This is a genomic window from Streptomyces sp. P9-A2, from assembly GCF_036634175.1.
Taxonomy (GTDB): Bacteria; Actinomycetota; Actinomycetes; order Streptomycetales; family Streptomycetaceae; genus Streptomyces; species Streptomyces pratens.
This window is the reverse complement of record NZ_JAZIFX010000001.1, coordinates 1,176,273-1,188,132: the sequence shown is the minus strand read 5'-3', so window position 1 is coordinate 1,188,132 and position 11,860 is coordinate 1,176,273. Positions and strand designations below refer to the sequence as shown.

General features: G+C 72.7%; 9 protein-coding genes. 6 read left to right on the top strand and 3 right to left on the bottom strand.

What is annotated here, in order from left to right:
- Positions 1 to 64: 64 nt before the first annotated feature.
- The 4 genes from V4Y04_RS05290 (at position 65) to V4Y04_RS05275 (ending at position 5,465) form a co-directional block, all read left to right on the top strand.
- Positions 65 to 2,029, top strand: coding sequence for a sensor histidine kinase (locus tag V4Y04_RS05290; protein ID WP_332426137.1), 1,965 nt, complete (start codon positions 65 to 67; stop codon positions 2,027 to 2,029).
- Positions 2,026 to 2,778 carry a DUF742 domain-containing protein gene (locus V4Y04_RS05285; RefSeq protein ID WP_332426136.1) on the top strand — a complete coding sequence of 251 codons (753 nt, stop codon included), beginning with the start codon at positions 2,026 to 2,028 and terminating at the stop codon, positions 2,776 to 2,778. The genes V4Y04_RS05290 and V4Y04_RS05285 overlap by 4 nt, the downstream gene beginning before the upstream one ends.
- Before the next feature lie 127 nt (positions 2,779 to 2,905).
- Positions 2,906 to 3,694, top strand: coding sequence for a carbon-nitrogen hydrolase family protein (locus tag V4Y04_RS05280; RefSeq protein ID WP_332426135.1), 789 nt, complete (start codon positions 2,906 to 2,908; stop codon positions 3,692 to 3,694).
- A gap of 73 nt (positions 3,695 to 3,767) precedes the next feature.
- Positions 3,768 to 5,465 (top strand): flavin monoamine oxidase family protein, encoded by a 1,698-nt coding sequence (locus V4Y04_RS05275; protein WP_332426134.1) that lies wholly within the window; start codon positions 3,768 to 3,770, stop codon positions 5,463 to 5,465.
- 47 nt (positions 5,466 to 5,512) lie between these two features.
- On the opposite strand, the gene V4Y04_RS05270 is transcribed toward V4Y04_RS05275, so the two are convergent.
- Positions 5,513 to 6,199 (bottom strand): DUF5995 family protein, encoded by a 687-nt coding sequence (locus tag V4Y04_RS05270; RefSeq protein ID WP_332426133.1) that lies wholly within the window; start codon positions 6,197 to 6,199, stop codon positions 5,513 to 5,515.
- A 172-nt stretch (positions 6,200 to 6,371) separates the two neighbouring features.
- Between V4Y04_RS05270 and V4Y04_RS05265 the strand changes: the two genes are divergently transcribed.
- Positions 6,372 to 7,529 carry a glycoside hydrolase family 6 protein gene (locus tag V4Y04_RS05265; protein ID WP_332432713.1) on the top strand — a complete coding sequence of 386 codons (1,158 nt, stop codon included), beginning with the start codon at positions 6,372 to 6,374 and terminating at the stop codon, positions 7,527 to 7,529.
- On the opposite strand, the gene V4Y04_RS05260 is transcribed toward V4Y04_RS05265, so the two are convergent.
- Both V4Y04_RS05260 and V4Y04_RS05255 read right to left on the bottom strand, forming a co-directional pair.
- Complete coding sequence (locus tag V4Y04_RS05260) at positions 7,511 to 8,953, bottom strand: uracil-xanthine permease family protein (protein WP_332426132.1); 1,443 nt, start codon at positions 8,951 to 8,953, stop codon at positions 7,511 to 7,513. The two genes, V4Y04_RS05265 and V4Y04_RS05260, sit on opposite strands and share 19 nt — an antisense overlap.
- 187 nt (positions 8,954 to 9,140) lie before the next feature.
- Positions 9,141 to 10,346 carry an MFS transporter gene (locus V4Y04_RS05255; protein ID WP_332426131.1) on the bottom strand — a complete coding sequence of 402 codons (1,206 nt, stop codon included), beginning with the start codon at positions 10,344 to 10,346 and terminating at the stop codon, positions 9,141 to 9,143.
- 275 nt (positions 10,347 to 10,621) lie between these two features.
- Between V4Y04_RS05255 and V4Y04_RS05250 the strand changes: the two genes are divergently transcribed.
- Positions 10,622 to 11,830 (top strand): ROK family transcriptional regulator, encoded by a 1,209-nt coding sequence (locus tag V4Y04_RS05250; RefSeq protein ID WP_332426130.1) that lies wholly within the window; start codon positions 10,622 to 10,624, stop codon positions 11,828 to 11,830.
- The last annotated feature ends 30 nt before the right edge of the window (positions 11,831 to 11,860 follow it).

Genomic DNA, 11,860 nt, shown 5'->3' with positions numbered 1-11,860 from the left:
CGATGGGTAACAACCGTTGGTATCTGCTTCGCCGCCCAGTCATCCGAGCGTCCTGGGGAGAGCTATGCGCCGGCTCATCGGCCGTCCTGCCACGGTCCGCGCCCGCATCGTCGCGCTTGCGTTCGCACCGGCGCTCGCCCTGCTGGCGTTGTGGACCTTCGCCATGGTGTCGGTCACCGGAGAACTGCGCGCACTGACCCGGCTGCAGGGTGTGTACGAGGACTTCGGTACGCCCGTCGACACGGCGATCGGGCAGATCCAGATCGAACGGCGGCTGGCCGCCACCTACTTGGGGACGGGCCACCGCAAGTCCGCGACCCTGGACCTCATGGAGCAGCACCGCCGCACCGACCGCGCCGTGAACGCCATGCGCGACGCGATCCGGGACGGCGACCGCGACCGGCTCTCCGGCCCGCAGCGCGAGGCCCTCGACGTCATGGTCGGCGCCGTCGAGGAACTGGAGGGACTGCGCCATCGAGTGCTGGCCCGCGACATCTCCTGGGACCGGGCCGTCGACGAGTACGGTGCGCTTGTGGAACCCGGATTCGACATCCAGTCCGCCCTCACCGCCCTGCAGGCCGGGCAGCTCGCGCGGGAGGCACAGGTCGTCGTCGAGCTCGTCCGGGTACGGGAGTTCGTCTCCCGCGAGGACGCCCTCGTCGCCGGGGCGCGCGCGGCCGGCCGACTGACCGACCGGCAGTACGACACGCTCACCGCGGCGATCGGGCACCGCCGGGTCTTCGAGCGGACGTATGTGGCCGACCTGCCGGCCGACTCACGGGAGTTGTTCCAGGAATTCCAGCGCGGCGAGCTGCACGGCGCGTTGACCCGGAGCGAGGAGGCGCTGCTGCGGGCGGGGCCGGAGCGCGCCGGTGAGGCCGTCGCGGCGGAATCCTGGCGCACGACCACCGACCGGGCCGTCAAGCGCTACATGGAGCTGTGCACCCAGGCGGCCCTCAACTCCGCCGAACGCGGCCGGACCTTCGCCCATCAGGAGCTGGTCAAGGCGACCGTCGTGGGCGGGCTCGGGCTGGCGGCCATCGGCCTGTCCCTGGGGTGGGCGGTGCGCGGTGCCCGCCGTATCTCCCGCCGGCTGGAGGAACTGCGGGACGCGGCCGACCTGCTGACCACCCGCCAGTTGCCCGATGTCATGGTCAGGTTGAGCGCCGGGGAGGAGATGGACGCGGCAGCCGAGGCACCGCCGCTGGCCGACGGGGAGGCGGAGTCCGACGAGATAGGCCAGGTCGGCCGGTCCTTCAACGCCGCCCGCCTCGCCGCCGTCGAGGCCGCCGTCCGGCAGGCCACTCTGCGCCGCGGGCTGTTCGCGGTCCTCCTCAGCATCGCCCGGCGCAACCAGACCCTGGTGCACCGGCAGCTGAAACTCGTCGACACGCTGGAACGGCACACGGACGACCCCGACATGCTGGAGCAATTGTTCCGCATCGACCACCTCACCACCCGGATGCGGCGCCACGCGGAGAACCTGATCATCCTCTCCGGCGCCGCCCCGGGCCGCAGATGGCGCCGCCCCGTGCCCATCGCCGACGTCGTCTCCTCCGCGGTGAGCGAGATCGAGGACTACGTGCGCGTGGAGGTCCCGCCGATGGACCGGGTCGGCGTCGCCGCGGACGCCGTCGCGGACGTCGTCCACCTGGTCGCCGAACTCCTGGAGAACGCCACGGTGTTCTCACCCCCGCACACCCGGGTGACACTGCGCACCGGCCGGGAGCGCGGCGGCTACGTCCTGCGCATCGACGACCGGGGACCCGGCCTCGACTCCGGGCCGCTCCACGAGGCTCACCGCACCCTCGGCCACCCCGATGGCTTCGATCCCTCCCGCCACGACCGGCTCGGCCTGTACGTGGTGGGCCGGCTCGCCGCACGGCATGCCATCGAGGTGACGCTGCACGAGTCCCCGTACGGCGGGACGACGGCCGCGGTCCTGCTGCCCGGAGAAGTACTGGCGCACCTGGAGTCCGAGGTGCCCGAGAAGACGGAGGAGACGGAGGGCGTGTCCTCGCTGCCGTGACCGACGACGACCACCGGTACGACGACGATCACCCGCACGACCGCACTCACCCGCACGACGACCACTGGTACGAGGACGAGACCGGCCTGATGGTGCGGCCCTACGCCGTCCCACGGGGCCGGACCCGTCCCTCGGGCGGGCCCACCATCACCCTGCTGTCCCAGGTCAGTGCCGTGGAGTCCGGCCTGGCACAGCCCGGTGTCGACCACGCACGCACCCGCCTGCTCGACCTGGTGCGCCGCCGGGGCCCACTGCCGGTCGTCGAACTCGCGGCGGTCGCCGACCTGCCGCTGACCGTCGTCCGGGTGCTCCTCGCGGACCTGGCCGGGGCCGGCCTGGTGTGGATCGGCGCACCGCGCCGCACGGGCGGGCCGGCGACCGACCCGGAACTCCTGCGCGAGATCGTGGCACGGCTCCGGGAGCTGTGCCCCCCATCCCGCTCACCGGCACGCCCACGCGACGTCGCGGTCGGGGCCCCGGTCGCGGACGGTGACGCCGGTGCGCCGGCTCCGTGCGCCGGGCGCCGGGCGCACGGATGCGGTGGTGACGACGGGGATCACGGAGAGCGTCCCCGCGGGGTTTCACGCGGTGGCGTATCGCGTACAGCGGTGGAGGGCGGCCTCTGCGCGAGGGCGAGGGAGGTCGCCGAGGCCTCGACGCCGTGCCTGCCCCCTGCGGCTCCGGTCGCAGGCAGGCCCCGGTCGGGAGCACGCAACGAATCGCCGCTGATCCCGCACCGGACGCAATGATCCGCTCACCGATGCGCAACGGCCGCTTCTTGCCCGGCCGAGCCGGCCGACCGTACCGTCTATGCGATCCCTCCCGGCGGCCCTCCGCCCGTCTCCCCTGCCCTCCCGCGTCCGACGAGGAACACGCATGCGCACCGCCCTGCTCCAGAGCTCCGGACGGCCCGGTTCCGTCAGCGAGAACATCAAGGTCCTCGACGAGGCCGCGGGCCGTGCCGCCACGGCCGGCGCCGGGCTGCTCGTCACATCGGAACTGTTCCTGACCGGGTACGCGATCGGCGACGACATCGCGGTGCTCGCCGAGCCCGCCGACGGCGACGCGGCCGAGGCGATCGCCCGGACCGCCACCCGGCACGGGCTCGCCATCGCCTACAGCTACCCGGAGCGCGCGGGCGGCACGGTCCACAACTCCACCCAGCTCATCTCCGCGGACGGCACCCGCCTCGCGAACTACCGCAAGACCCACCTCTTCGGCCCCTTCGAGCGGGACCACTTCGCCGCCGGCGACCAACAGGTCGTCCAAGCCGAGCTGAACGGCCTCACCGTCGGTCTGCTGACCTGCTACGACATCGAATTCCCCGAGAACGCGCGCGCCCACGCCCTGGCCGGCACCGACCTCCTGCTGGTGCCCACGGCGCTGATGCATCCGTTCCAGTTCGTCGCCGAGTCCCTCGTGCCGGTACGGGCGTTCGAGAACCAGATGTACATCGCGTACGTCAACCGGGTCGGCCAGGAGGGCGAGTGGGAGTTCGCGGGGCTCTCCACCCTCGCCGGACCCGACGGGGTCGCCCGTACCCGGGCGGGGCGCGGCGAGGAACTGGTCCTCGCCGACGCGGACCCCGTGCTCCTCGCCGCCTCCCGCGAGCACAACCCGTATCTGCGGCACCGCCGCCCCGCCCTGTACGGATCCCTCGGCTGAACCCGCCTTCCCCGCGACACCTTTCTCCTCCGCAACACCCTTCGACACCATCAGCGCAAGGAGTCCGTACCCCATGACGTCCACGGTGCCCAACGCCGTCGAGCACGCCGACGAGCAGCAGCCGCCGATCACCATGTTCGGCCCGGACTTCCCGTACGCGTACGACGACTTCCTCGCCCACCCCGCGGGCCTCGGCCAGATCCCCGCGACGGAACACGGCACCGAGGTCGCGGTGATCGGCGGCGGCCTGTCCGGCGTCATCACCGCCTACGAGCTGATGAAGATGGGCCTCAAGCCCGTCGTCTACGAGGCCGACCGGATCGGCGGCCGGCTGCGCACCGTCGGATTCGAGGGCTGCGACCCCGCGCTCACCGCCGAGATGGGCGCGATGCGCTTCCCGCCGTCCTCCACGGCCCTCCAGTACTACATCGACCTGGTGGGCCTCGAGACCCGCCCGTTCCCCAACCCCCTCGCCGCGTCGACGCCGTCGACCGTCGTCGACCTCAAGGGCGAGTCCCACTACGCCGAGACCCCCGACGACCTCCCGCAGGTCTACCGGGACGTGGCCGACGCCTGGGCCCGGTGCCTGGAGGAGGGCGCCGACTTCTCCGACATGAACCGCGCCCTGCGCGAGCGCGACGTCCCGCGCATCCGCGAGATCTGGTCCCGGCTCGTCGAGAAGCTCGACGACCAGACCTTCTACGGCTTCCTCTGCGACTCCGAGGCTTTCAAGTCCTTCCGGCACCGCGAGATATTCGGCCAGGTCGGCTTCGGCACCGGCGGCTGGGACACCGACTTCCCCAACTCCATCCTGGAGATCCTGCGCGTCGTCTACACCGAGGCCGACGACCACCACCGGGGGATCGTCGGCGGCTCGCAGCGGCTGCCGCTGCGCCTGTGGGAGCGTGAACCGGAGAAGCTCGTCCACTGGCCGTACGGCACCTCGCTGAAGGCCCTGCACGTGGACGGCGAGCCGCGCCCGGCGGTGACGCGGCTGCACCGCACCGCGGGCCACCACGTCACGGTGACGGACGCGAACGGAGACGTCCGTACCTACAGGGCGGCCGTCTTCACCGCCCAGTCCTGGATGCTGCTGTCCAAGATCTCCTGCGACGACGCGCTTTTCCCGATCGACCACTGGACCGCCATCGAACGCACCCACTACATGGAGTCCAGCAAGCTCTTCGTGCCCGTCGACCGGCCCTTCTGGCTCGACAAGGACGAGGACACGGGGCGGGACGTCATGTCGATGACGCTGACCGACCGCATGACCCGGGGCACCTATCTGCTGGACGACGGCCCGGACCGGCCCGCCGTCATCTGCCTGTCCTACACCTGGTGCGACGACAGCCTGAAGTGGCTGCCGCTGTCACCGAACGAGCGGATGGAGGTCATGCTGAAGTCGCTGGGCGAGATCTACCCGAAGGTCGACATCAGGAAGCACATCATCGGCAACCCGGTCACCGTCTCCTGGGAGGACGAGCCCTACTTCATGGGCGCGTTCAAGGCCAACCTGCCCGGTCACTACCGTTACCAGCGGCGCCTGTTCACGCACTTCATGCAGGACCGGCTGCCCGAGGACAAGCGGGGCGTCTTCCTCGCCGGCGACGACATCTCCTGGACGGCCGGCTGGGCCGAGGGCGCCGTCCAGACCGCGCTCAACGCCGTCTGGGGCGTCATGCACCACTTCGGAGGCGGGACCGACGCGGCCAACCCCGGGCCCGGTGACGTGTACGACGAGATCGCGCCGGTGGAACTCTCCGACGACTGAACCCGGTCGCATCATGGACACGGTGACCGGTCGGCCCCGGCCTCCGCTCAGCCGGGCAGCGGTGTGAGCAGCATGCGCCCGGCGAATCCCACGGCCATGTCGAGGCGTGCGGCGAACTCCTCGGTGACGTCCGGCAGCCCGCGCAGCGCCCACAGCGCGCGGGCCGTCGTCCACGCGGCGTCCCGGGCGCGGTCCAGGCTCCACGCGCCGGCCAGATGGGTGAGGGGATCGGCGAGCTGGAGGAGGTCGGGACCGGGCATCAGATCCTCGCGGATGTGCTCCTCCAGCGCGACCAGCAGGTCGCCCACCTGCTCGAACTCGTCCTCCAGCTGCGCGGGTCCGCAGCCGAGCGTACGGCAGGTGTCCACGACGGCGAGCGCCAGATCATGACCGATGTGCGCATTGATGCCCGCCAGCGCGAACTGCAGCGGACGTACGCCGGGATGGTGGCGGAACTGGAACAGCGGACGCCAGCAGGCCGGCGGGCGGCGTCCCTCGGACACCGCTTCGACGGCGGCCAGATAGCGCTCGGCGAACACCACGTTCAGGGTGACCGCCGCCCGCGTGTCCCCGAGCGGACCCGCGTCGATGCGCCGGTCGGCCTCCGTCGTCACCGTGAGGTAGACCCGGTTGAAGACCGCGATCCCGTCCCGGCGGGGCAGGGCGGAGTCGAGGGCGCGCATACGGGAGACGACCGTGTCTACGGGGGTGTGGACTTGCTCGCATTGCGCCATGCGCGCAGAGTCGCACCTTTAGTGTGGTGCCCGTGGCGGCGGGCCCGAGGTTTCCCCGGAACGGGGGAACACGCCCGCCGTGGGGGAGGGGGAGCAGTACGTGTCAGGCTCGCGTGCCCAGCGCCTGGCCGCTCGGCGATCCGCGCGCAGAGGCGTGGCCCGGCGCGGAACCATGGTCGTGGCCGCCTCCGTCGTGGTCGCCGTCGGCACCGCCACCGGGATGATCTCGGCCCTCGGTGACGACCGAGGCTCGGACGAGGCACGGCCGGCCGAGGTGACCGCGTCGCCCCGGCTGGAACCACTGCCCGCCGTGCCGTCCCCGGCGCCCGCCGAACCCTCCCCGTCCGCCTCCCCGAAGTCCGCTCCGGAGAAGGACGAGAAGGACGAGAAGGAGGAGAGGCGGGGGAGGACGAGTGCCACGCCGTCCGCGTCCGGGGGCGGGCCGGAGCAGCGGTCCGGCGCGGTGTCCACCCGGCTCTACCGCCACCCCGACTCCCAGGTACTGGACTGGATACGGGCCAACTCCGGCGATCCGCGCCGGGCGGTCATAGAGTCCCGCATCGGCGACCGGCCCGCGGCGGTGTGGTTCGCGGACTACTCACCGGACATCCTGACCGCGCGGGTGCGCGCGGTCACCTCGGGCGGGGCCGGGAGGGGGCAGGTGCCCGTGGTCGTGCCGTACGCGATACCCGACCGTGACTGCGGCGGGCACTCCCAGGGAGGCGCGCCCGACCTGGACGCCTACGACGGCTGGATCGACCGGTTCGCCGCCGGGCTGGGGTCCGGCGAGGTCGTCGTGATCCTGGAGCCGGACTCCCTCGCCCAGGTCGAATGCCTCTCCGCGGGCGAGCGCACCGCCCGCTTCGCCTCGCTGGCCCGCGCCGGACGGGTGCTGAAGAAGGCCAACCCCCGGGCGCGGGTCTACTACGACGCCGGGCACTCCGGGTGGAACGCGCCCGCGAAACAGGCCGGCTGGCTGCGGCAGGCCGGGGCCGCGTCGGCGGCCTCCTCCGACGGCATCTTCAGTAACGTCTCCAACTTCCACGCCACCGCCGACGAGATCGCCTACGACCGGCGGGTGCTCGACGCCCTCAACGGCCCGCCGGGCCTCGGCGCCGTGATCGACACCGGCCGCAACGGCAGCGGCGCCCCGGCCGACGGCGAGTGGTGCGACCCCGCGGGCCGCACCCTCGGCCGGGCCCCGACGCTCAGCACCGACGCGGCCGGGATCGACGCCTACCTGTGGGTCAAGCTGCCGGGGGAGTCGGACGGCTGCAAGGGGGTGCCGGGCACCTTCACCCCGTCGTACGCCTACGACTTGGCGCGCTGACCGCCTTCGCCGTTGTCCTTCCCGCCGCTCCCGTCGGCATCGGCACCTTCGCCGCTCGTGTCGTAGGACGAGGTGCCCTCGTCGAGCAGCGGCTCCTGCGTCTTGAGGTGGGCGGGCGCGAAGGCGCGCAGCGCGTGGTAGCCCGTGATGACGACGAGCGTGCCGAGCGCGATGCCGCTGAGCGAGAAGGTGTCGGTGAACTCCAGCGTGACGTTGCCGACGCCGATGATGATGCCCGCGGCGGCCGGCACCAGGTTCAGCGGATTGCGCAGGTCCACCTTGGCGTTGATCCAGATCTGGGCGCCGAGCAGGCCGATCATGCCGTACAGGATGACGGTGATGCCGCCGAGCACACCTCCGGGGACGGCCGCCACGACCGCGCCGAACTTCGGGCAGAGGCCGAACAGCAGGGCGAAGCCCGCGGCCGCCCAGTACGCGGCGGTCGAGTAGACGCGGGTCGCCGCCATCACGCCGATGTTCTCGGAGTACGTGGTGTTGGGCGGGCCGCCGACGGCGGTGGACAGCATGGAACCGACGCCGTCGGCGGAGATGGCCGTGCCCAGCTTGTCGTCGAGGTTGTCGCCGGTCATCTCGCCGACGGCCTTGACGTGCCCGGCGTTCTCGGCGATCAGCGCGATGACGACCGGCAGGGCGACCAGGATCGCCGACCACTCGAACGACGGGCCGTGCAGGGCCGGCAGGCCGATCCAGTCGGCCTGGCCGACGCCCGACAGGTCCAGGCGCCAGTGATCGGTGACCTCACCGCTCGCGTCCGCGGAGTGGATCTGCCCGAAGACCCGGTCGAGGCCCCAGGACAGGACGTATCCGAAGACCAGCCCGAGGAAGATCGCGATGCGGGACCAGAAACCGCGCAGGCACACCACCGCCAGACCGGTGAACAGCATCACGAACAGGGCGGTCCACTGGTCCTGCGGCCAGTAGGTGGCGGCCGTGACCGGCGCCAGGTTGAAGCCGATCAGCATCACCACCGCGCCGGTGACGATCGGCGGCATCGCGGCATGGATGATCCGCGCCCCGAAGTGCCGCACCGCGAGCCCCACCAGGAACAGCGCGGCCCCGACCACGAACACCGCGCCGGTGACGGTGGCGCTGGACCCGCCCTGGGCCCGGATGACCGCGGCGACGCCGACGAAGGACAGCGAGCAGCCCAGATAGCTGGGCACCCGGCCGCGCGTGGCCAGCAGGAAGACGATGGTCGCGACACCCGACATCATGATCGCGAGATTGGGGTCCAGACCCATGAGGACCGGTGCGACGAACGACGCCCCGAACATCGCGACGACGTGCTGGGCCCCCAGTCCCGCGGTGCGGGGCCAAGAGAGCCGTTCGTCGGGACGGACCACCGCACCCGGGGCCGGTGTGCGTCCGTCGCCGTGCAGTGTCCAGCGGACGCCGAGATCCATGGGCTGTCGCTTTCGTCGTTCGTGCAGCGTGTCCGGACCATTGTGAGGGCTGATCGGACATGCTCCGTTCACGCGGGCGGGCGGGGCCGGGTCCGCGCGGGCAGGGCGGGCGCGGCCGGGCCCGCCCACCCCCGAGTGCGATTCCCGGCGCCGGAGCGGGAGTTCGGCGAGACGGCTTGCGGGGCTTTCAGGCCCGCGGACCGGAAACGGCCGCCTCCGGCCGGGCGATCTTCACCCGGTCCCCGCCGCGCAGCACGCCCGCGAAGCCGACCAGACCGCATGACAACACCGTGACCAGGACGAACGACACCACCAGGCTGGTCGCCTGGGCCAGCAGCCCGATCGCGCTCGGAGCGATCAGCCCCGAGGTGTACGTGATGGTCGCGACGCCCGCGATGGCGAGGCTCGGGTTGCTGCCGCTGCGGCCGGCCGCGGCGAAGCACAGTGGCACCACCACCGCGATGCCGAGACCCGTCAGCGCGAAGCCGGCCATCGCCGCCGCGGGGTGCTGCGCGAGGACGATCAGCAGTCCGCCGCCGACGGCGACGACACCGCTCGCGCGGACCGTGCGCACCGCACCGTAGCGGTCCACCACCCGGTCCCCGGCGATCCGGGCGACCGCCATGGTGAGCGTGAAACCGGTGGTGCAGGCCGCCGCGAGACCGGCCGAGGCCTCCATCTGGTCACGCAGATAGACCGCCGACCAGTCGAGGCTCGCGCCCTCCGCGAAGACGGCGCAGAAGCCGATCGCGCCGATCAGCAGCGCGGAGCGGGGCGGCAGCGCGAACCTCGGCGGCGGCTCCTCGTCGGCGGCGGACCGCAGATCGAGGACGTGGCCGGCCGCGAGGACGCCCATCGCGGTCAGGACGCCGGCCGCGAGCGTGTGGTGCAGTCGGGCGTCCGTACCGAGGTGCGCGGCGAGCGTGCCGGTCGCCGAACCGATCAGGGCACCGGCGCTCCACATGCCGTGCAGCCCGGACATGATCGACCGGTCGAGCCGGTTCTCCACCTCCACGCCGAGGGCGTTCATCGCCACGTCGGACATGCCGGCCGTGGCGCCGTAGACGAACAGGGCCAGGCAGAGGGTGAGCAGGTCCGGGGCGACGGACGGCAGGACCAGCGCGAGTGTCCACAACGCGATCAGCCCGCGCAGTGCGGTCCGGGCGCCGAAACGGTGGCTGATACGTCCCGCCAGCGGCATCGCGACGGACGCGCCGAGCGCGGGGAAGGCCAGCGCGATCCCCAACTGCCCGGGGCTCACGCCGGCATGGTCCTGGATCCACGGCACGCGGGTGGCGAACGAGCCCGTGACGGCGCCGTGCACGGCGAACACCGCCCCCACGGCGTACCGCGCCCGCCGCACCTCCCGCTGCCCGTACACCTCTGCACTCATGGTCCCGCCCCTCCCGGTCGTCCAAGGCATCTACGACGCGCCGGGTAAACTATCAGGAACCCTGCCTGAAAGATAAGGGGATTTTCTCCGGCCCGGCCCAGCCCGGCGCACCTCGCCCCTTATCCGTTCGCCCCGCCGACCCGCCGACCCGCCGACCCGCCGACCCGCCGACCCGCCGACCCGCCGACCCGCCGACCCAGCCGGTCCGGTCCTGCTGCCGTCACTGTTGCCGACCGCCCTCCGTCGGCGGACCGCCGATCTGGAAGGATCACGCCATGGCCGCATCCCCGCGCACTGCGCGAGCCATCAACGACCGGCTCGCCCTCCGGTTGCTCCAGCAGGAAGGCCCGCTGACGGCCGGGCAGTTGAAGCAGCTGACCGGGTTGTCCCGGCCGACCGTCGCCGACCTGGTGGAGCGGCTGACCGCGGCCGGGCTGGTCATGGTGGTGGGGGAGGCCGGAGGGCAGCGGCGCGGACCGAACGCGAAGGTGTACGGAATCGTCGCCGACCGGGCACATCTGGCCGCACTGGACGTGCGGACCGAGGGCGTCGCCGTGGTCGTGTCCGACCTCGTCGGCACGGTCCTGGCCGAGGCCTACGCGCCGATCGTGCCGGCCGCCGGGACGGGCCCGGCCGTGGAGCGGGCGGTGACCCTGGTGGAGCGGACCTCGAAGGAGGCGGGCGCCGACCGGCTGCACACCGTCGGCGTCGGCGCCCCCGGGCTGATCGACCCCACGAGCGGCGAACTGCGTGACTCCACAGGGCTGCCGAAATGGCACCGCCGACTGGTCGCCGCGCTTCAGGAGCGGCTGCCCGAGGCGCGGGTCAGACTGGAGAACGAGACCAACCTCGCCGCCCTGGCCGAGCAACGCGACGGAGCCGCCCGCGACCGCGACACCTTCGTCCTGCTGTGGCTCGGCCACGGCACCGGTGCGGCCGTGATCCTTGACGGTGCCCTGCGCCGGGGCGCCTCCGGCGGCACGGGTGAGATCGGCTTCCTGCCGGTACCGGGCACGCCCGGACTGCCGTCGGCCACGGACTGCGGCGGCGGCTTCCACTCCCTCGTGTCGGCGGCGGCGGTCGCGGAACTGGCGGGGGAGTACGGGGTCGTGGCCGAGCCGGGAGTGGAACCGGCGGCGGCGGGAGCGGTGCGGGCGGCCGCCACACGGGCGTGCGAGGAACCGGCCTCGGCGGACGCGCGCTTCCTCGACGCCCTCGCCGACCGCGTCGCCGTGGGGGTCGCGTCGGTGGCCGCGCTGCTGGATCCCGGGTGCGTGGTGCTCGGCGGGGAGATCGGACAGGCGGGCGGCGAGGAACTCGCCGCCCGCGTGCAGGTCCGGACGGCCCGGATGTCACCGCTGCCCACCGAGGTGCGGGCGAGCGTCCTGGGCGGCGGAGCGGTGCTGCGAGGCGCCCTCCTGACGGCCCGCGGCCATGCCCAGGACGAACTCTTCGGCCCGGCCGCGCAGGGCCACGCCCGCTGACACGCACGCACCCTCGGCGCCGTGTACGCG

Bases quoted from the DNA above. Each gene is read 5' to 3' on its own strand.
- V4Y04_RS05290 (WP_332426137.1), top strand. From the start codon at position 65: ATGCGCCGGCTCATCGGCCGTCCTGCCACGGTCCGCGCCCGCATCGTC.
- V4Y04_RS05250 (WP_332426130.1), top strand. From the start codon at position 10,622: ATGGCCGCATCCCCGCGCACTGCGCGAGCCATCAACGACCGGCTCGCC.
- V4Y04_RS05260 (WP_332426132.1), bottom strand. From the start codon at position 8,953: ATGGATCTCGGCGTCCGCTGGACACTGCACGGCGACGGACGCACACCG.
- V4Y04_RS05270 (WP_332426133.1), bottom strand. From the start codon at position 6,199: ATGGCGCAATGCGAGCAAGTCCACACCCCCGTAGACACGGTCGTCTCC.
- V4Y04_RS05280 (WP_332426135.1), top strand. From the start codon at position 2,906: ATGCGCACCGCCCTGCTCCAGAGCTCCGGACGGCCCGGTTCCGTCAGC.
- V4Y04_RS05275 (WP_332426134.1), top strand. From the start codon at position 3,768: ATGACGTCCACGGTGCCCAACGCCGTCGAGCACGCCGACGAGCAGCAG.
- V4Y04_RS05255 (WP_332426131.1), bottom strand. From the start codon at position 10,346: ATGAGTGCAGAGGTGTACGGGCAGCGGGAGGTGCGGCGGGCGCGGTAC.
- V4Y04_RS05265 (WP_332432713.1), top strand. From the start codon at position 6,372: ATGGTCGTGGCCGCCTCCGTCGTGGTCGCCGTCGGCACCGCCACCGGG.